Origin of the sequence: Enterococcus sp. AZ011 (assembly GCF_050548355.1) — a bacterium.
GTDB lineage: Bacteria > Bacillota > Bacilli > Lactobacillales > Enterococcaceae > Enterococcus > Enterococcus faecalis.
Genome location: NZ_CP172959.1, coordinates 1,820,541 through 1,841,458 on the forward strand (window position 1 = coordinate 1,820,541; position 20,918 = coordinate 1,841,458).

The following is a 20,918-nucleotide window of genomic DNA, read 5'->3' on the forward strand; positions in this document are numbered from 1 at the left end:
GCCATAATCGTATCTTTAAATTACTGCATCTACAAAGCAGTTTACTTCTCGAGTGGCTTGGCTCTGATTAGCAAATACACTAAAATAATATCCAGAAATCTCTAATCTAACTTCTTGTGCATTTTTAATTTGTGTTGAAGCCGTTTCTCTCATAATAATGATTGCTTTGGTTAATCTTAACAGCCCACTCCTCCTTCACACTATATTTCTTCATAGTTTGCAGTTAAATATATGTTCCGTGGATACATATCGACAAAATTTTGGGTGGTTTATTAGTCCTGTTACATTAATTAGCCCCATAAGTACATCTTTCTATAGAATGATCAGCTCTTGCTTTTTAAGCTACTTCCCATTAGCATATCTTCATTTAACTTGAAGCTTAGCTCATTTTCTAAATCAGTATCTTTCTATTGATTTGAAGAGTTTCCTAAACTTGAAAGCTCTTCAGATATAAACAAAGTTTCGGTAGTTTTTTCAATGGCTGTTAACAATTCGTTATCACTTAAATTTGTTTCTTTCATTTCAGTCGTAGTAACTTCTTAGTACGGTTCTACGTAATTATCTGCTGATGTAGCTCACTTGAATTCTCTGTAGTTTATGAAAAATTTATTTTTATAACTGTTGAATGTTCTATCTCTTTTTTATGGGACTTACGGAAATCAGCAATACGAGTATTTGAAAACAGAGCTCCTACCATTAATAATGTGTCCATTGACAGATTTTTTATTTAAGTAAATATCTTTGTATCTTTCTACTCCGTAATTTTGATTTCTTTTTTATACCTATTGTTACTGTAGTGATTTTCTAACACTTTTATCGAACGGTCAAGAACTAGTATATTTTATTTATTCAAATTCAATACTTTATTTAAAAAAAATGAAAAATTTTTCTATTAAATCAGAAAAATTCTCCATTTTCTCAAATTATTTTTTTCGCTTAATTATTTTTATGAATTGTTCGATAAAATTTGAAACAATATCTTTGTTAAAAAACATTAATGCAATAAACATTATAAATTCAATAACCATTAATAATCCGGCATCTACTAAAAACAACAAAATAAATTGAATAAGTAAAATCATATGATTGCCTATTAGCCTTGACCAATCTATTTTTATATGAACAAATGATCGAGTATCATAAATTCTTACCATCCAGCCAGCGAAGAGACTGATGGCTGATGCTATCCCGATACCCATTAAGCCAAATGCTGAAATAAAAATATAATTACAAATAATACTTAAGATACCTGATATTATAGATGTATTCATTAAACCTTTTGTTTTTTTCTCGGCAACGTAAAATTGACCATAAAATCCAATGAATCCTGAATAAATAGCAGATAATAATAGTAAAGGCGTTACTTGCCAACTATCATAATAAGCTTTAGCAACTAAATTGGCTGTAAAAAATTTTAAAAAGACAAGAATTCCTGAAGCCACTGTAAATAGCAGAAATGAATATACCTTAAATATTTGTCCGTGAAATTCGTGTTTATTTTTAGAATCTTTTTCTTCCACTAATGAAATTTGCCATGCCTGAGAAAAAACAGATTGAATCATAGAAATTAGAGAGGGAATTTTGTTAGCTACAGCGTAAAGACCATTTGCACCTGCACCTAAAAAAAACAAAATAAAATATCTGCTTGAGCTGTTAACAAACCACCAAAGAACATCATTTGGAATAGTAGGCAATGAAAAAATCAACATATCTTTCATATACGTAAAATCTACAGCTGATAATTTTAAATAACTAAAATAAGGTGTTGTTATTAACAGATATATTAAAGAAACAATTTCTGCCACTACTAAAGCAAGTAAATACCCTTGCAAGCCCATATGAAAATTAACTAAAAAGAGAATGTTAGTAACGCCAATAACTGCTGTCTTTAACATTCCGTTGAATGCAAATACTTTTACTTGTCCATTTCCTCTAGCAAACTGAGCTAAAATCTGTGTTAAAATTTGTAGAGATAATAATAAAACAAAATAGATTAACGCATTTTCCAAAACATTAAAAAAAGACAATGCAACATATAAAGCAAAGGATAAGACGATTCCTATTAATGAAATCACAGCTGAGTTTGACACTACAATACTTTTATTTGCATTCTTATCTAAAGTAAATCGTAAAACTGCTACAGCAATTCCACCAGAAACAATTGGCAGTAACAAGCTAGTCGTCGTTGTAACCAAATCTACAATTCCATACTCTGTAGTAGTTAAATAGTATGTGTATAGAGGAACCAAGATAAATGAAATCATCTTACTTCCTAAATTACCTGCAGCAAAAACAACTGAGTTCCCAGCAAGCTTCTTATATTTTCCCATAGCAATCAATGCCTCCATTATAGAAAGGAATAGCTACCTTGTTGAACTACCCCTAAATAATACCTTTATTTAAATTCTTTTGATAGATAGACAATTCTTCCTAAAAATAACCAGAATATTAAGGAACCGATGGAGTTTACTAAAATAATGTCATTTAAAAACATTCCTGAAACTGCCACAGCTAAAACACTTAATACATAGGTAGCATACCCTTGTTGAAAGAAATTATTAACTTTACTAAAAGAAAAAGCTACAATTTCAATAATTCTCGATACAAAAAAGCTAACAAAAGTTACAACTCCTAAAGATCCAGTAGATGCCAACAAATTAATATATGAATTATGTGTATATTTTTGTGTTTTAGCAATAAACGTTTGTGGCAACATATCTGATGCGTAAGGTAACATGTTCCTAGGAGAAACCCCTACTAACCAACTTGATTTAAATAATTCGATACCACTTTTCCAAAGTGCCAAACGCCCATTCGAAATATCATCGTTATTTTCAACATCTGGACGAGTTAAATCAACTGGTTTTTCTTTGACTGGATTTTTTGTTTTCACTTCATTAAATAGTTCAGGAATATAAGAAAGAATCCATTTAAACAAATCAACAGATAAATAGATTATTCCACAACCTACTAAAGATAACAAAATTGCACATAAAAATTTCACAAGAACATGCTGCTTGTTTATTCTTTTAGAATAAAAAACTTTAAAGAAGGAATAAACGAAGAAAACAGATATTAAGACTAACACTCCAGTCCTAGATCCTGACAACACAATATATAAGAACTGTAAAATAATATTTATTTTCAGTAATAAACCAAGCCATTTATTTCCATAACTTTTTCTGACTAGATATGCAAAAGAGAGTATAATAACAACCACACAAACAGTTGAACCAAAGTTAGGGTCTTCAAAAACCCCAAACAGTCGGCCTTCATAGAAACCTATACGTAGGAAACGAGATCTTGTTTGTAGGTGAACAGTATAACTATATTGAAAGAAAAACATTATTAAAGAAACTAACGCTAAGACAAACCATACACTTGTTAGTAAACAAGTGAATTTTTTGATTAATCTTGGAAAAATTTCGTTGTCTTGTGCGACTTCGTAAACAACTAAAAAATAAATAGATTGCCAAACTAACAATTTAATATTTCCTGTAATTCCATATCTTCTATTAACAATTGAAGAAATAAATATTACAACCAAAAAACCAATTAACCACCAATTATAATTCCACTTCTTTTTACCACGTACAATGTTGACTAAATCAATTAATATTATAATACTACCAAAAATTGCACCCGCAGCATATAGAAGATTATCAACAATAGATGGCAATAAACTGTATGGCCCTATTGCTCTGAACATCAACAGAATTAACATAAAAAGAATATAATACTCTTTACTTAACTGATTAAACCTTTGCACATTTGATTTCATTAAATTTCCTCCTATCATTTCACCTGATCAATTTCTTGAAGGATTCGATCCCCTATATCTTGACTTGCATGACCAGTTTCAAAAACATTATATATTTTTTTGAAGCGTTCAACTTTTTCAAGATAATCACTATTAGAAAATTTATAAACTTGGTTTATTAATTCTTCTTGATTTGTTGAAACTGGAAAAGGTAAATTATCCAAATCAATCAGTAAGCCTCTATCTTTAGAGTACTCTTTATAGTCATACGCATAAATAAAACATTTTTTTTCTGAAATCAGTGCTTCTCCTGAGCTAGAAGAATAATCAGTTATTAATGTATCTGTAGCACATAAAAGTTCCTGCATATCTTCATAATCAGATGCATCGATAATATTTTGAGGAAGGCTTCCCCCTAAAATTCTTTCTTTATTTTTTGTGTCGTTGGGATGTAAACGCACTAGCATTACATAGGAATTTTTAAATCTCTTTTCAAAAGTTTGCGTTAGTCGTTCCAAAAATGTTATGTCCACTTCTAAATCATATCCTTGACGAAATGTCGGTGCGTACATCACAATTTTTTTATGATAATCTATATTGTAGTGATCATAGACTTTACGGACCAGTCTCTCATCATAGTTAATAAATATATCACCACGTGGTGTACCATTTCTAAACATTTCACCTTCATACCAGAAATTATACGGAACATCCGAAATCGTATTGGCACTTTCAAAAATCAATAAATCACACATCTTAGAATCTTTTTTTGCTCGTTTGACATATTTAGGTGGTAGTTTATCCTCCACTAAACGTTCCATCATTTTCAGAGAGAAACTTGCATGCCATGTTTGAATATAAAACTGATTCTTTCTCTTTTTAGGATATATATTTTTACGACAATTATCTATCCAGATTTTTGCTGTATGTAGCTCATACAATGCTCTAAATGAAGTCAAGGATACCAACCTTATAGAAGATGGAAAAGCTTGCGCGTTCTTCACCCGTTTTTCATCAATAAGCCATACAATATCTAATGCTTCGTTTTGACTAAGTAAATATTCACAAATGTACTTTGGATTGTCTCCATACCCCTGTCCGTTAAAATTACTAACAACAATTTTATTTCTTTTTATTGGAACAAAAAACAAAACAGGATAACAGATATAAAAAAAGGTTGTCCTAATAATTCTGGGAATTACTCTTTTCCGCCAGTAGTTTATTTCATTTTTATACTTTTGTTTCATTTTAGCACTCCAGTTCTTTGCTATCGGATGAAATAACAAGATTCCTTATTTAAAATCTTTTAGTTCTTTTTTTATTTGAGTAGTTGAAATCTCAGGAGTTCTTTCTAAATAAGCAACTTCAACACCCGTTTCTTCAGCTAAATAGTCAAATTTACCTTCCCAGTCGTTCCCCATTACAAAGGTATCAATATCATATAACTTCATATCTTTTACTTTTTGATCCCAGTTTTCTTCTGGAATAACTAAGTCAACGTAACGGATGCCTTCTAGTATAGATTTCCGTTCTTCATAGGAAAAATAACAGACTTTGTCTTTACTATTGAGATTAAATTCATCTGTAGACAAACCAACAATCAAATAATCTCCTTTTGACTTAGCTCTCTTTAAAAGATTTACGTGCCCGTAATGCAATAAATCAAATGTCCCATATGTTATTACTCTTTTCATAATCTATTCTCCTCTATTCTAGTCTCAGTTATTTTTTCATTTCTAATAAAATACGATTTCCTATATCTTGACTCGCATGTCCCGTCTCATAAATGTTATGTTCTTTTTTAAAATCACGGACTTTTTTTACATAATCAGAGGCCGAAAAATCTTTGATAGATTTAAGCAACTCTTTTTCTGTTAAAGCAAACGGAAAGGGCAGCTCTTTAAAATCCATCAACAATCCCCGATCCTTTAGATATTCTTCATAGTCATAGGCATAAATAAAACATTTTTTTTCCATAATCAACATTTCTCCTAAAGTTGAAGAATAATCTGTCACCAATGTATCTGTTGCACATAATAATTCTTGCATATCATCATACGAAGAAGCATCTATCATTCCTGTAGGAAGTCCTTCGCCAATTATACGATTTTTGTTTACTGTATCATTTGGATGCAAGCGAATCAACATTACAGCATCTTGATTAAATGTTTTAGAATAGACTTGAATAATTTTAGAAAGTAATTCATTATTCATTTCTAAATCATACTCTTGCCTAAAAGTAGGTGCATACATAATTATTTTTTTTGAAGAATCAATATTAAAATAGCTATATACTTTTTCGATAATGAGCTTATCATAGTTTACTAACAAATCGTTTCTAGGAAGACCGTTTCTAAAAGTCTCTCCCTCATACCAAAATGTATCCTGTACATCAGGAATCATATTAGAAGTTTCAAATAATAGTAAGTCACACATTTGAGAATCTTTTTTTGCTGTTTTTACGTACCTTGATGGCAATTTAGTTTCAACATATTTTTCAATTTGTTTTAATGTAAAGCCAGCATGCCAGGTCTGAATATAAAACTGATTCGCTCTTTTTGGGGGATAAAAACTTTTTCGACAATTGTCAATCCAAATTTTTGCAGTAAACATTTCAAATAATGCTTGAAATGATCGAACATGAACAGTACGAACACTATTTGGACAACCACCGTTTTCTTTAACCCAATGTTTGTCAATTAACCATACTATATCAACCGGTGCCTTAGCTTCCAACAAATAATTACATATATACTTTGCATTATCCCCATAGCCTTTACCATTAAAGTTACTGACTACAATTTTATTCTTTTTAATTGGAAAAAAAATTAAAATCGGATACAGTAAATAGAATATACTATTTGCAAATATTCTTGAAAAGACCCTTGTTTTCAAATAAAGCCACTTATCCTTTAATTTTAAGACCACTTATTAAATCCACCTCTCAGTATAGCTACTTATTAACCTTTCTTAAATACCTCTGTTGCATTTTAGGAAAAACTTTATAAAGCATTGGGTGTATTCGAAGAAATGTTAAACTTAATTTTCTATTTTTAGTAAAATAGGGGTTAGCATAAATAAACTTTTGATTTTCTTTTAAAAAGCCTACTATTCTTTTAGTTATCTCAGGGTATTCTGACTCACTGTCTGATTTCATCATCTTGTCCAAAACATAAAAATTAGCCGCACATACACGTTTGAATGCAAGGTCGCTATATTCTGGCATAATTTCTTGAATAGTATGCCATGCTTGTTCCCAAGAATCAATACTTTCTAAGTCTCGAATATTAAACTTAGAAGCGGTAATGCTTCCTTCTCTATGAACGTAAAAATAATAACTAGCAGTATCTACAACTACCTTTTTACATTGATTTAAAACATCCATAATTACATAAACGTCTTCGTGGGCCTTACCAACTGGATATCTTAAGTCATCAAATATATTCCTCTTATATAGTTTAGCCACCGCATAAACAGATGCTTGTTTACCGATTAAAATCATTTTAGTTGCTTCTTTTTGGGTAACTACATATTTTTCAGAAGGAGTTATCTCAGGCTCTTGACCAGAATAAACACTTGTTACCCCCACAATGGATAAATCAGCATCTTCCTGTATCATATTTTTGTACAATACTTCTAGCATATGTGTATCAATATAGTCATCACTATCTACAAAAGTTAGATACTTCCCTTTAGCAACATCAATCCCTGCATTTCGTGCAGAACTTAATCCACCATTTTCTTTATGAATTACTTTTATCCGCTCATCTAATCTCTTTAATTCGTCACACATTTCTCCTGATGAATCTGTAGAACCATCATCTACTAATAATAATTCAAAATCAGTAAAGGTTTGTGAAAGTATTGATTCAACACATTTTTTCAAATAATTTTCGACATTATAAACAGGAACAATTATACTAATTTCTGACATCTTTAACTCCTTACTTCCCTAAAATTTTTCGATACATAAAATTATATAATGGACCATTTACTAAATATAGAAGTAAACCCATTTTTTTGGCACTACTTGTTTTAGTATTTTTCATTAACTCAACGAGATTTTTTCTAATCCTTTTTCTAGAAAAATCCAGATATTTTTTATTGATTTCCCCTCTAGGTTTACTTGTTATTTTAAATCCTGTAGATAAATATCCATCTAATACTTTATCTAAAGCTAGTGACGATAAAGCAGGATACTCCTCTACTATTTTATTTAACAAAATCTCCCGTTGAGTAACATTATCGTATTGTTTCTCGTTAAATTTTTGATGTACTATACTCGAATGATTTTGGTAATAATAAATCCCTGGCATGGCTAAGTAATTAACGGCTTTGGCTCGTTTCATAACCTCATAGGTAGGCACTATGTCTTCATATAATTTACCTTCAGGAAAACGTACTTCATCAAAAAGGTGATTGCGGTATATCTTATTCCAAGCGTAAAAATCTATTCCTTTATCAACAAAGAGAGAGCGGATGATTGCCTCTTTGTCAGTAATTATTTGCTCTTTAGGAATCAAAGAAATTTCTTTGGTTTCGTTACCCTTTATCAGACCAAACACTACTACATCTATTTCAGGAGAATCAAAAGCTTGGACCGCTTTATCTAAAATGCTTGGTAAAAAATAATCATCACTATCTAAAAAGGCAATAAGGGTACCTTCGGCATACTTCAAACCATAGTTCCTTGCAGAAGCAAGTCCACCGTTTTTTTTATGGTACACTTTTATATTTTTATGTTCTTCTGCTAATTTTTCAGCTAATTTGCCACTGTCATCAGAAGAACCATCATTAACCAAAATTATTTCATAAGGAACTGATAAATCTTGGTTCAAAACGCTAGTTACTGCACGAGTTAACGTGGTCATCACATTATATACTGGAATAACCACGCTTAACTTTAAATTTTCTTTTTCCACACTTTTCCCTCATTTTATTAATATATTTTAACGTTCTCATGCTCAAGGAAATTTACATGTACAAAATGATTGAGCACAATAGATCTTTAAAATATCTCTATAGATATTTCAAGCTCGTCTAATTGTATTATATTTATTAGCTGATATTGAATTCTCTCATGATATAAATAGATAGTTCCTAATTAATTGCATAAACTTTATAATCTTCTTTAGTAACATAAGCCAAGATACATAGCATCTGTTTTTGACTTCTGGTATATGGTATAGTCATAGTAATTCCTTATAACTGTCAAACAGCCTATAAAATTAATTTTTAATAAATCTTATAGCTTTCTTTTAATAATCGCGGGCCAGCTTTATGTCCTTCTCCATTGACTATGGAACACGCTGTACCAGAAAAATTAAGTTTTTATTCTTGCATCAACGTTATCTGGAATGTTTATTTTTCGGGATACTAAACATCATCACTATAAGAAAAGCAATACATTCTATAGTAGCTTTTTTCAACTCTATAATTCCTTATTTTTACAATCCCTAGATTTTTATTATTCTTTATCAACTTGATATGCTTATTTTTTTAATGTACTTGTTAGTAACAAAAATCAATCGATCTCTACTACCATTCTCATTAACTATTAATTTCCAATTTTTATAAGTTTGCTTTCCGATACTTTCTATCGCATTCAAGATATATATTGGAATTATAAACAGGCATAATAGCTGATACAAGTATCTTTTCCATCCATTCACCCCTGCTCTTACTTTATTGCTTACTAGGTAAATAACACCCCATATTATCTCATACGCATACATATATTTCAATTAATCTTTTATAATGATTATCCACAGTTTTATCTCTCTGTAATAAAAACATACTAAGATTAGAGGGGAAATGCATTGACGGATGAATTTCCCCTCTATTGCTCTTTTAAGCGTAGAGTTGTAAGTGAAAGGATGACCGAACATAGCCTCTTTGACTTCGAGCCCCACACAAAAAAACAGTCTCCTTCACTAGAACAATTAAGCAAACTGCTAGTTGAAGCAGCCAAACAGACGGAATAATTCGAAAGTATTCTAGGAATTAGTAAACTCTCTGCAGGACTCATTATTGGTGTATTAGGTGACATTCGCCGTTTTTTTTCTCACAAATAACTAAACGCTCTTACCAACTTCTTCACTTTTACGGATTTTTATCCGTTCGTCATGTGTCTGATGCCATGAGTTTCCTAATTTTTAATGGGCAAACAAGAAAATTATTTGATATTGTTGAAAACCGACAACTGCCTTGCTTAGAACGTTATTTTAATCGTTTTCCACTGTCTGTGCGGGAAAACGTTCAAATAGAAAAGATCCAGAGGATTTTATCCTCTGGATTTGACACGATTCTATAATTCCTCTTTCCCGATATTATTTGACAAAGAGTCTTTTTAAGTTACTTAACTAATTCACTTTTTGTACATAACGTTTATTTGAAGTGATATACCCTTGTGATGTTTTTAATCTTGGATAACCATTTTTACTATATTCAATTCCTTGCACTCTAATAGTAGTTCCTTTTTTTACTGGAGATCCAGGTGTTTTAAATTCTAAATCAGTATAATAACGATCATTGACAAGCATTACAATTTTTACTGGATTTTCTGTATAGTAGTTGTCAATATTACTGATTGCTGCTGAAACGATATCTTTTCTTGCCGTTAAATATCCTTTTCTTGTTACCAAGCGGGGATATCCATTAGATGAATATTCAATTCCTTGCACTTCTACTAGTGTATTCTTTTTCACTGCGGCACCTTTGCTTGTAAAGTCGGCATTGTTATAAAATGTTTCATCTTTCATTACTACTACTCGACCTGGATTAGCTGTGTAATACTTATCAATATTACTGATTGCTGCTAAAACGATATCTTTTCTTGCTGTCAAATATCCTTGAGGTGTTACCAAACGAGGGTACCCAGTTGATGAATATTCAATTCCTTGCACTTCTACTAGTGTATTCTTTTTCACTGCGGCACCTTTGCTTGTAAAGTCGGCATTGTTATAAAATGTTTCATCTTTCATTACTACTACTCGACCTGGATTAGCTGTGTAATACTTATCAATATTACTGATTGCTGCTAAAACGATATCTTTTCTTGCTGTCAAATATCCTTGAGGTGTTACTAAACGGGGGTACCCAGTTGATGAATATTCAATTCCTTGCACTTCTACTAGTGTATTCTTTTTCACTGCGGCACCTTTTCTTGTAAAGTCGGCATTGTTATAAAATGTTTCATCTTTCATTACTACTACTCGACCTGGATTAGCTGTGTAATACTTATCAATATTACTGATTGCCGCTAAAACGATATCTTTTCTCGCTGTCAAATATCCTTGAGGTGTTACCAAACGAGGGTACCCAGTTGATGAATATTCAATTCCTTGCACTTCTACTAGTGTATTCTTTTTCACTGCGGCACCTTTGCTTGTAAAGTCGGCATTGTTATAAAATGTTTCATCTTTCATTACTACTACTCGACCTGGATTAACTGTGTAATACTTATCAATATTACTGATTGCCGCTAAAACGATATCTTTTCTTGCCGTTAAATATCCTTGAGGTGTTACCAAACGGGGGTACCCAGTTGATGAGTACTCAATCCCTTGCACTTCTACTAGTGTATTCTTTTTCACTGCGGCACCTTTGCTTGTAAAGTCGGCGTTGTTATAAAATGTTTCATCTTTCATTACTACTACTCGACCTGGATTAGTTGTGTAATACTTACTTAAGTCAGGCCCACTACTATTACCCATATTTAAAAAATTACTATAGGTCATGGAAATATCAAACGGACGCCCTTCATAATTAGCTAAACCAGGGAAATACATTTGCGAAGACCATTGCCAAGCACCATGGTCATTATTCCACTGCATGGAACTATCTGGAGTATATGGATATTGCGCTACCCATACTCTGTCTCTTCCGAAGGCGGAGGTGTCGATATAGCCATTTGTTAACCACCATTTGCCAACATACAACGCATCATTTTTATACCCTAGTGCCTTTAATTGCTGGTTAAACGCAACAGAATTAGCATGGGCGTTTCGCCCATTGTTTGTAAGCGTTGGATCTTCCGCATCATTAAACATTATGGTATTTTTATCTAAGCCAGAGTTAGCCGCTGCCTGAGCAAAATATCTTGCTTCATCTTGTGCTGTCGCAGCAGAGACATACATACTATAGTGATATGCTGAAACTTTTAAGCCCGCAGCTTTGGCATTTCTAATTTGGCCCGCAGCATATGGATTAACATACCAAGTTCCTTCTGTTAATTTAACCGAGACACCTGTTACACCATAGCTTTTAATTTTTTGATATTCAGCTACTGAAATGTCTCCATTCCAACTAGAAACGTCAATAAAATTCTTGCCAGGCAAATTAGGATCATTCGCATAGACGTTCGCAACTGTTGCTCGCGCTACCCTAGAAGAAAGGCCGTTTTTCATAGCATATGTTCCTTTTTTATGGTTCGTTCCTTCACGTGCTGCTTCTTGATAATCCGCTTCATCTTGGTCAATGGTCTTTTTTTCTACTTCAGAGCTTTGTGATGCTTCTGTTTTACTATCTGTTGTGTTTGTTTCTGAAACAGAAGAATGTTCTTCCGTTGTACTATTTGTTGAAGAATCAAGAGACTCTTCTTTTGTGCTTGAAGTAGAACTATCTCTTTCAGAGGTATTTTCTTCTGTAACAGAAGATGTATCCTCCGTTGAATTAGTCGTTGTTTCTGACGTAGCTTGAGTGACCAAGCCAGTCTCCCCCGTTGTTTCTGTTTTTACAAGCTCTTCTCCTGATGCAATCACACTAAAACTATTTAATAATACAGTACAAATTAACATACCTGAAATGATTTTTTTCATGAAACTCTCCTTATATATTTAATAATATGTATCTTTCTTAAACACTTGCCATTCGCTCTCGAAAAATGTGTATCCTATAACCTTCAACTAATTGTTTTCACATTTTAAAACTAACACCAATTATTATCTCATACCTTTATTTCAAATTCAATTACGCTTTTTTAACATTCCTATATCAATTTTTTACTTTTAAATGGTAAAAAGATGAAAACAGATCTTTAATCGATTGTTTTCATCTTTTATTTATTTTTTAAGATATTCTGTGTACGATTTTTTAGCATCAACAATTAGCGCTTCATGATGGGGTTGGCGATCTTCCTCTGGTGGCAATTGCATATAATCCCCAAAAACCTGTGTTAAGTAGCGCTTGTAGTCCACTGGTATTGGCATTTTTGTATCTTCAAACGGAACAAAAATAGCAGATTTAAAATCTGCTATTTGTTCCACTTTTCCTTTTCCTCCCTATTCATTCTTTGCATATTTAAATGTTGTATAGAATAAAAAACGCATTAAGTAGAATGAACTTTTAATAACTGAAAACTGTTCATTTTGACGCAAAATTTTCCAAACCCAACTGATTGTATTCCATTTGTTAGAAGATGTAGAGGTGGTTAGCTTACGATAAATGGCTAATTTTTCGTTAATAAAATAGACCGTATTTATTTCTTTCAAAATGTTTAACCAAGTAGCATAGTCTTCATGTTTTAAATCCGGCATTAAATGGCGTTTAAGCAGATTAGATTCGACTACGACTGTTAAGCAGCCGATAGTATTTGTTTTTAAAAGATCTTGATAGGTTTGTGGTCCTTCACTAAAATTACGCTCATGAGTAATGTTGCCATTTTCATTACATACAAAATAAGAACTACATGTAAATAAAAGTTTTTTTTCTTCCATCCACTTGATTTGAACTTCTAATTTATTAGGAAGCCATAAATCATCACTATCTAAAAAGGCAATATATTGTCCCTTTGAAGCTTCAATTCCTTTATTTCTGGTCTTTGCAATACCCATGTTCTGTTCATTTTTCAGTAAAAAGATTCTTGAATCTTTTTCCATAAAGGCAAGTGCAATATCAATAGAATTATCTTTACTTCCATCATCAATGAGTAATAATTCCCAATTCTGATAGGTTTGTTCCAGAACGCTTTCAATAGATTTTGATAAAAATTTGCCTGCATTGTACATGGGCATAATAATTGAAACAAGTGCTGTTTCCATTTGTTCACTCCTCGTTGCATTTTATGTAAGAATGTAACAGTTTATATTATCGCATAGCTCTTTTATTATTTCAACGTTCCTTGTTTCCAAAAAAAGTTTGAGACATAAGCTTAAATAACTTATGTCTCAAACTTTTAACGGTAAATTCTAATAGCATTCTCTTTACAATAATCCATCGTCAATTCTTCACGTTCTTCAGACTCATCCAATCCTCTTGATGATACTTTATCAAAGAGAATTTTGATGGTTTGAAGCAGGATTTTCATATCCAATAGCAATGAATAATTCTTGATGTACAGTAAATCAAAGTTCAATTTACTATTGTAGTCAGAAGCATACTTCCCATAAACTTGGGCATAGCCAGTAATCCCCGCACGTACATTGTGACGTAAATAGTAATTCGGGTTTTCCTGATTAAATTGATCAACAAAGAATGGTCGTTCAGGACGTGGTCCGACAATGGACATATCCCCGCGAATAACATTGATTAGTTGTGGCAACTCATCAATACGTAAAGCGCGCAAGTATTTACCAACTGTAGTGACGCGACTGTCGTTACTTGTAGATAAGACTGGACCTGATTTTGCTTCCGCTGTTGCCGACATCGTTCTAAATTTTAAAATCGAGAACTCACGTTGATCTAATGTAATCCGAGTTTGTTTGTAAATCACTGGTCCCGGTGAGGTTGCTTTGACTAAAATCGCTGCAATAAGCATTAAGGGTGAGGTAATCACAAATAGGCAAACAGAGACTAAAATATCGAATAAACGTTTAATAAAATTCTCTTCTGGTTGGATTTCAAAATTTGAGACTTCGATAATACTTTCATCTTCAAAGTTCATCATGTTTGGTTTTAACATAATTAGATTTTCAAAACTTGTATCTAAAAAGATTTTTTTCTTGTGTTTGACAATTAATTGATACAATTTTACTTTTTCGTTCTCATCAACATTACTTGAAATATAAACAATATCGATTTCATCGATAATTTTTTTTAAGTTTTCATAGTAATTGCTGACAACAACGCTCGTTACTTTATGCTTGTTATTTTTATCAGACATAAAGTTTTGAATTGACCGCATAACTTGATTTTCTTTACCTAGTAAAACGACTTTTCGCTCATTGCTGACCTTTAAGTAAAGATAATAAACAAGAATTCGCCAAAGACTTAGAACAATAATTCCGATTATAAAGGAATATCCTAAAACAGAACGCGGGAACGTAAACCAACGTCCGGCAAATGTCACAATCATAATCGTTAAAGTCATTAAAATTTGACCAATCACCGTGACAAAAATGATGTCACTAATTTTGCGATTATAAAAAATATACGCACCTAACAACAAATTCAAAAAGATAAAAAAGATTGAAATGTAAATTGCAGATTTTTCATAAGCCACAAAGTTAAATGAAGGAATTTCTCGGCCAAATTTCACCATAAACCCTAAGATGATTGATAAATTATAGAGCAAAACGTCTGCTAAAATAATTACAATCCGTCTTGCATTACTCCATTCACTTTTTGATGTCATTAAAAACTTCCTCTCTTCACTTCCAGTAATTACATTATTTGTAATAACATGCAACCCCTATATTACCATAATGTCAGCGGACAAGAAAGTTCTATAGGATGAAAATTATCTGCGATGTCTTTGGACACGACTTAATTCTTCAGGTTGATCCCAGCCCTCTTCGTCAACAGGTGCTATCGGGCGCTCTTCATTGCTAACAGGACTTGTTTGTTTCACTCGTTTTCTTCTTTTAGGTGTCGTTGGTCTTTCATGTCTTCCTCGTTTTTTCTCTGGCCGGAAGTAGAAGGCTAGCCCAAGGAAACTATAAACAATCGGCATCCAATGAGGCGCTAATAAAATATCTTCCATAAATGAATGAATCCAGATTAAAAGGAAGCCTAAAAGTAAACTAACTTGCAAACGATCCAATGTTTTTTTGCGGAAACCAATCAATAAAATCATACTGACTAAAAAACCAAATAAAATCAGATAGCCAATGACACCAAAATTACTTAACGTAAATAGAAAAGCATTATGTGTCCCCAGCGGTTTCCATGAGGCCACAAAAGGTTCCATACCGACTTTAATATGTTGAGGATCAGATAACCATTTAGCAAAAAACTCATGCCAAATCCGTTCTCTTCCTGTAAATAAATCAACAGTATCCGATTCCGCACATAAGTAAAATAACAATGGTCCCAATGCAGCTACTCCGACAAAACCAAATAGCCAAACTTTCGAACGTTGCAAGAAACGTTTTGGTAAAAGATTATCCACCAGAATAAAACCAACTAAAATGGCAAAAGAGGTTTTGGATTGACTGACCCATGTACCTAAAACACCACCAATGTATACAGGTAAAAGTAGTAGGTTAAAAACCTTATTTCTATATGCTTTGATCAAACTACTGGCCATCATTGTTGAAAACATCAACGTTGCACCAATCGTATTGGTATTAATCCAAATACTTTCTAGTTTATTTGATTCTTTAAAAATTTCGTCTGCTGGAATCAACTGAGGCAACTCCACGGACATCCGATACAAAGTCGCACTCAAAGCAACTAAAGAGACAATTAATAAAAGCGTTTGATCCACACGGTCAAAGACACAAACTTTAAAACAAAGGACCAACAAAATAATTAAAGGAATCATTGTATCTGTTTGCATTGTGCTATGACGGATTGATTCCGTAAAGTGAAACAAGAGCCAGGTGGCTAACGCCAACGCAACGGTTAGCCAGTCAATAAATTTTAATTTCGTACAATTTAATAGCAGTACAAGTATTACTGCTATTAATAATAAAATTGAACTATTGGCATACATATATTTTGTGACTGGCGCATCAATTCCTACGACCCACATCGTATACGAGCCGATCATTGTAACTAATAAAATAAGTCGACCGATTCTATTCAATACTTTTCCCATATTCAAACCTCATTCCATGAATGAATCACTAGTCGTTTATTCGATAAATATATGCCCCGTTCTGATCAGGTCCATATAATTTTTCAAAATGAATCGTTGGTGTGTCTAACGGTTCTAATGGTTTATAAACGACCGCATATTTAATCCCATATTCTTTTAATTTTTCTGGAGATAAACGAGCAATAATCGCATCTTTTTGCATCAACTCTAAAACAGGGGCCTGATTTCCTACTTCAACATTGATGTGCGCATAGCGATTATAAATAAATGTGTCTTTTCCTTTTGGATCTAATGGTTTCCAAGCCTCTAAGTCAGGCGTAAAAGCAACACCGTTAAATGTATGCACACCTAACATTGGCAAATAGCCATACATCAAGCGTTCGCCCACCCACAATTGGTTGGGGTCTTTTTTGTTAATTTCTTCCACTTCTACCGCTAATTTTTTACCATAGACAGCAGAAACGCCTCGAGAAATTGGATTAACAAAGGCACCAGAAACCATAATGATTCCTAATAAGACAAGGACAAATAACGTGCGCCAACGTTTAAATAAAGCAACAATTAAAACGGTAGCGACAACCAAGACACCAATGATGTCCATTCGTGTAACGTATAACCGTAAATTGCCCGTATATAAAACAAAGAAATACAGAACAACATTTAATCCTAGCGCCCCTAACCAGGCCATCATTGGAATTTTTGCTTGGCGATTCCATAAATAATCGATGAACCATAAACTTAACAACACAGCGGCAAACCCAAAGGATAACATCGCCCGTTGTTCTGGCACATAAGACCACAATGTCAACTTAGCAAAAATGGTTGGAAATTGCACGCTCATCCAAACTAAGTTAAATAAACAATACACGAATAAGACAAAACCGTAAATGTTTTCTTTGATTTTTTTATAAAAAATAAATGGTGAGAGCGGCAAAATAACAAAAAATAATTGATAAAAACTACTGATTTCCGAATTATTTGAATATGGAACATCTTGAAACGGCATTTTCCAATTTGTTAAAAATAACAAAATATCGCGTTTAGGCATATCTCCACCTAAACTTACCCGTTTTCCTGGATAAGCGGTATCCATTACTGCTTTTAAGGAATCCAATGAGCCATATAGCGATCCGCCAACAATAATCGCCGTAATCAAGAGTGCCCCACCTATCAGGACCCCATCCCACTTATCCAACTTAATTTTTTTACGAAATTCTAAAAAGAATAAAATTAAAAATAATAAAATCAAATAACCAAGTGGTACTTGTAACGCAGGATAAATAACTAAAACAAATCCTGAGGCCATAATAACAGCCGTTATCGCACAAATTACACGACGTCGAACACTACTATGATAATAGAAATAATTATAAATTCCCACTAAAAAACCTAAGCCAAAAAATACTAAATCTCCAACTGGCGAGACAAACCACCATTGAAGGGCCGAAGAAAACGGAATCCAAACACTTGCTAACAAAGCTAAATATTTATTCCGCCGTGTGACGATCAAGCCAATTTCAAAAGAAAATAAAATTAAGCCAATTAATTTAAGATTCCAATACCATGATAAGCCATATTCTTTGCCTAATAGTACATAGCCCCACGTAAAAGGTTTCGCTAACGTGGCCAAATTCCACGCTGGTGAATTATAGCCTACCACCATGTCTTGCCCATTTAACGTAATCACATCATTATGTGTTTTCAAACCTGTTTGTGTTTGTGAGAGGCTAAATGGGGTTTGAACGAGCCATTCATCTGAGCGAACACCTCTTGGTTCACCAGCAATTAATGAACTTTTTTGACCATCCGCATATTCAGAAACATACGCATCCCACATGTTTAATGAACTACCATGGACTTTAAAGGCTACCAGTAAAATAAAAATGACTGCCGCTAGCAGATAGCGCCAGCGTAACAAATGATCAACCAAGCGAGCGCTCTGCTCAGCTTGGTTGCGTAATGGTTGTTTTTCTTTTCTTGTAGTTAGTTGTTGTTCCATCTTTTCGCTCCATTTCGTCATCCGCAATTGCATCTAGTCAATTCGTAATGAAAAGTTGGGAATATCCCTTGTCAGATTAGGATTATAAAATGGATCATTTTCAATTAAAGGTCCCCATTTTTCTTCCATCATCACTTTTTCTTGTTCAAAACGTTTTTTCTTTTTGCCTTTATCATCATATCCACGAGTTTGAGATTCAAAATGATAAAGCTCTGCTTCATGAAGCCAGACATTGTCACGTCCTAAAGCTTGGACTTTCAGGCATAAATCAACATCATTGAAAGCTACAGTAAACGCTTCTTCAAAACCACCAACTGCATCAAAATCTGCTTTTTTCATAAGTAAGCATGCGGCAGTTACTGCTGAATAATTAACATTAATAGCTAACCGACCAAAATAGCCTAAGTCACCATGGGGATAACCATAATGACCATGTCCAGCAACACCACCTAATCCTAAAATAACGCCTGCGTGTTGGACCGTATTATTTGGATACAATAATTTCGCACCTACACAGCCAATCCGTTCTTGCTGAGCAAATGAAACCATCAAAGTTAACCAATTCTCTGTAATCACTTCGGTATCATTATTTAAAAATAATAAATACTCTCCGTGCGCTTTTTTCGCTGCACGATTGTTAATAGTTGAGAAATTGAATGGAATATCGATTGATTCAACGAAAAAGCGGCCAGGTAATTGTTGTTCAAATTCTGCATACAATTCGTGCATTTTTGGATCTGTACTTCCATTATCAGCCATAATAATCTCGTAATTTTGGTAAGTTGTTTTTTCAATAATCGATGAAACACAACGTTGTACGTCTTTATAGCCATTTTTAGTTGGAATAATAATTGAGACTAACTTTTCAGATTCAATGTCATAATAAACATCGTATAAGCCATTCGCCGCCCCATGCGTTGCATGACCATTAATTCCTCGACGAACGAGCGCATCTTGCACGGCTCTTAGCCCCGCTTCAAAAGCATAACCTTTTGAGCCCTGATCCACTGCTGTTGAGGTTGGCAGCATCCGCCAATAGTAAAGAACTTTTGGAATATGTGTGATGCGTTCTTTTGTCGTTTTTTCAGTAAATCTTAAGACTAAATCGTAGTCTTGAGAACCTTCGTAACCTTTTCGAAAGCCGCCAATTTCTTCTAGAATACTCCGACGATACACGCCTAAATGCGAAATGTAATTCGTTCCTAAAAGTAAATCAGGTGACCAATCTGGTTTAAAGGCTGGATCAGAACGATTTCCATCCATGTCAATCTTATCTTCATCACTATAAATTAAGTCCAGTTCTGGGTTTTCATTAAGCACTTTAACCACTTCATAAAAAGCGTTGATTGCTAATTCATCATCGTTGTCTAGTAAGGCGACAAATTCTCCGGTAGCAATCGCTAAAGCAGAGTTGGTTGCTTCGGAAATATGACCATTTTGTTCACGAAAGACGACCCGAATTCGCTCATCCAATTGCTGGTACTCTGTTAAAATCTTTTTGACATTAGGATCTGTTGAGGCGTCATCGGCCATACATAATTCCCAGTTAGTATAGACTTGATTCAAAATAGAATCAATGCACAACCGAAGCCATTTTTCTTCAACATTATACACTGGCATCGCAATGGAAATTTTAGGCTGATAATGAAATGTTGCGATTTCTTGCGTCATCGATTCTATGTCTAGTACTTCATTTCTAGCTAACCAGTTAGGATACGAAGCTTGATTTCTTAGTTTCTCAATTTTCGCTCGTTGAATGGTATGAGAAATACCATTTTTAGCCATATACTTAAATCCTTTTTTGGCTTTTATCCAAAGACGAGTTACTTTATCTTCTGTCCCTGGAATCACTGGATATTTTTTATTCAAGGGAAAATCCACCGTTATAACATGTGCTGATGATTGAAAATGAAAAGGGAGTACTTTTTTTTGTTTAATTCCTTCAAGTGTAACAACAAAGCCAGCTTCAATCGCAGGCTCTGTTTGATAAATTTGATTAACATCTTCACGTAAAACGCGCTGAATGTTATAAGCGGACACTTGGTTTTCATTATTAATTGTGAAAGTTGGGCTTTCTTTAGTGATTGTATCTAACGCCCAACCTGTAATGGTTAAATTATTTGTTGTTTTGTCGCGATAGATACTATCAAAGATCACCTTAATGTCTTCATTCATGTGCA

13 protein-coding genes and 1 pseudogene are annotated in these 20,918 nt (G+C 33.2%); all 14 read right to left on the reverse strand.

Annotated elements, in window-relative coordinates:
* Window positions 1–923: 923 nt before the first annotated feature.
* A complete protein-coding gene (locus IGL36_RS08855) occupies window positions 924–2,348 on the reverse strand; it encodes a lipopolysaccharide biosynthesis protein (RefSeq protein ID WP_002385800.1) in 1,425 nt (474 codons plus the stop codon).
* Between the two features lie 47 nt (window positions 2,349–2,395).
* Entirely contained in the window at window positions 2,396–3,781 is a 1,386-nt protein-coding gene (locus tag IGL36_RS08860) for an O-antigen ligase family protein (protein ID WP_010717053.1), read from the reverse strand.
* A gap of 14 nt (window positions 3,782–3,795) precedes the next feature.
* On the reverse strand, window positions 3,796–5,007 hold the full coding sequence (locus IGL36_RS08865; RefSeq protein WP_002385799.1) for a CDP-glycerol glycerophosphotransferase family protein: 1,212 nt from the start codon (window positions 5,005–5,007) through the stop codon (window positions 3,796–3,798).
* A gap of 45 nt (window positions 5,008–5,052) precedes the next feature.
* Entirely contained in the window at window positions 5,053–5,454 is a 402-nt protein-coding gene (gene tagD, locus IGL36_RS08870) for a glycerol-3-phosphate cytidylyltransferase (RefSeq protein WP_002356917.1), read from the reverse strand.
* Window positions 5,455–5,482: 28 nt separating this feature from the next.
* On the reverse strand, window positions 5,483–6,688 hold the full coding sequence (locus tag IGL36_RS08875) for a CDP-glycerol glycerophosphotransferase family protein (RefSeq protein WP_002398063.1): 1,206 nt from the start codon (window positions 6,686–6,688) through the stop codon (window positions 5,483–5,485).
* 25 nt (window positions 6,689–6,713) lie between these two features.
* The gene (locus tag IGL36_RS08880; protein ID WP_002398062.1) at window positions 6,714–7,694 is read right to left on the reverse strand and encodes a glycosyltransferase family 2 protein; all 981 of its coding nucleotides are present in this window, start codon (window positions 7,692–7,694) and stop codon (window positions 6,714–6,716) included.
* Window positions 7,695–7,704: 10 nt separating this feature from the next.
* A complete protein-coding gene (locus IGL36_RS08885) occupies window positions 7,705–8,682 on the reverse strand; it encodes a glycosyltransferase family 2 protein (protein ID WP_002398061.1) in 978 nt (325 codons plus the stop codon).
* Between the two features lie 1,440 nt (window positions 8,683–10,122).
* On the reverse strand, window positions 10,123–12,579 hold the full coding sequence (locus IGL36_RS08890; RefSeq protein ID WP_104846296.1) for a DUF5776 domain-containing protein: 2,457 nt from the start codon (window positions 12,577–12,579) through the stop codon (window positions 10,123–10,125).
* A 243-nt stretch (window positions 12,580–12,822) separates the two neighbouring features.
* Window positions 12,823–13,014, reverse strand: a pseudogene (locus IGL36_RS08895) (LicD family protein); the annotation flags it as partial.
* A 27-nt stretch (window positions 13,015–13,041) separates the two neighbouring features.
* On the reverse strand, window positions 13,042–13,800 hold the full coding sequence (locus tag IGL36_RS08900; protein WP_002396066.1) for a glycosyltransferase family 2 protein: 759 nt from the start codon (window positions 13,798–13,800) through the stop codon (window positions 13,042–13,044).
* Window positions 13,801–13,934: 134 nt separating this feature from the next.
* Window positions 13,935–15,332, reverse strand: coding sequence for a sugar transferase (locus IGL36_RS08905; RefSeq protein WP_002356909.1), 1,398 nt, complete (start codon window positions 15,330–15,332; stop codon window positions 13,935–13,937).
* Between the two features lie 105 nt (window positions 15,333–15,437).
* Window positions 15,438–16,739: an EpaQ family protein gene (locus tag IGL36_RS08910; RefSeq protein WP_002378510.1), complete on the reverse strand. Its 1,302-nt coding sequence runs from the start codon at window positions 16,737–16,739 to the stop codon at window positions 15,438–15,440.
* A gap of 28 nt (window positions 16,740–16,767) precedes the next feature.
* Window positions 16,768–18,771 carry a DUF7657 domain-containing protein gene (locus IGL36_RS08915; protein WP_002398210.1) on the reverse strand — a complete coding sequence of 668 codons (2,004 nt, stop codon included), beginning with the start codon at window positions 18,769–18,771 and terminating at the stop codon, window positions 16,768–16,770.
* Window positions 18,772–20,913, reverse strand: coding sequence for a glycosyltransferase family 2 protein (locus tag IGL36_RS08920; RefSeq protein WP_010717057.1), 2,142 nt, complete (start codon window positions 20,911–20,913; stop codon window positions 18,772–18,774). It lies immediately after the preceding gene.
* Between the last annotated feature and the right edge of the window lie 5 nt (window positions 20,914–20,918).

Excerpts from the sequence above, each read along its gene's own strand:
- IGL36_RS08855 (WP_002385800.1), bottom strand. The coding sequence starts at position 2,348 with ATGGAGGCATTGATTGCTATGGGAAAATATAAGAAGCTTGCTGGGAAC.
- IGL36_RS08860 (WP_010717053.1), bottom strand. The coding sequence starts at position 3,781 with ATGAAATCAAATGTGCAAAGGTTTAATCAGTTAAGTAAAGAGTATTAT.
- IGL36_RS08865 (WP_002385799.1), bottom strand. The coding sequence starts at position 5,007 with ATGAAACAAAAGTATAAAAATGAAATAAACTACTGGCGGAAAAGAGTA.
- tagD (WP_002356917.1), bottom strand. The coding sequence starts at position 5,454 with ATGAAAAGAGTAATAACATATGGGACATTTGATTTATTGCATTACGGG.
- IGL36_RS08880 (WP_002398062.1), bottom strand. The coding sequence starts at position 7,694 with ATGTCAGAAATTAGTATAATTGTTCCTGTTTATAATGTCGAAAATTAT.
- IGL36_RS08890 (WP_104846296.1), bottom strand. The coding sequence starts at position 12,579 with ATGAAAAAAATCATTTCAGGTATGTTAATTTGTACTGTATTATTAAAT.
- IGL36_RS08900 (WP_002396066.1), bottom strand. The coding sequence starts at position 13,800 with ATGGAAACAGCACTTGTTTCAATTATTATGCCCATGTACAATGCAGGC.
- IGL36_RS08905 (WP_002356909.1), bottom strand. The coding sequence starts at position 15,332 with ATGACATCAAAAAGTGAATGGAGTAATGCAAGACGGATTGTAATTATT.
- IGL36_RS08910 (WP_002378510.1), bottom strand. The coding sequence starts at position 16,739 with ATGGGAAAAGTATTGAATAGAATCGGTCGACTTATTTTATTAGTTACA.
- IGL36_RS08915 (WP_002398210.1), bottom strand. The coding sequence starts at position 18,771 with ATGCAATTGCGGATGACGAAATGGAGCGAAAAGATGGAACAACAACTA.
- IGL36_RS08920 (WP_010717057.1), bottom strand. The coding sequence starts at position 20,913 with ATGAATGAAGACATTAAGGTGATCTTTGATAGTATCTATCGCGACAAA.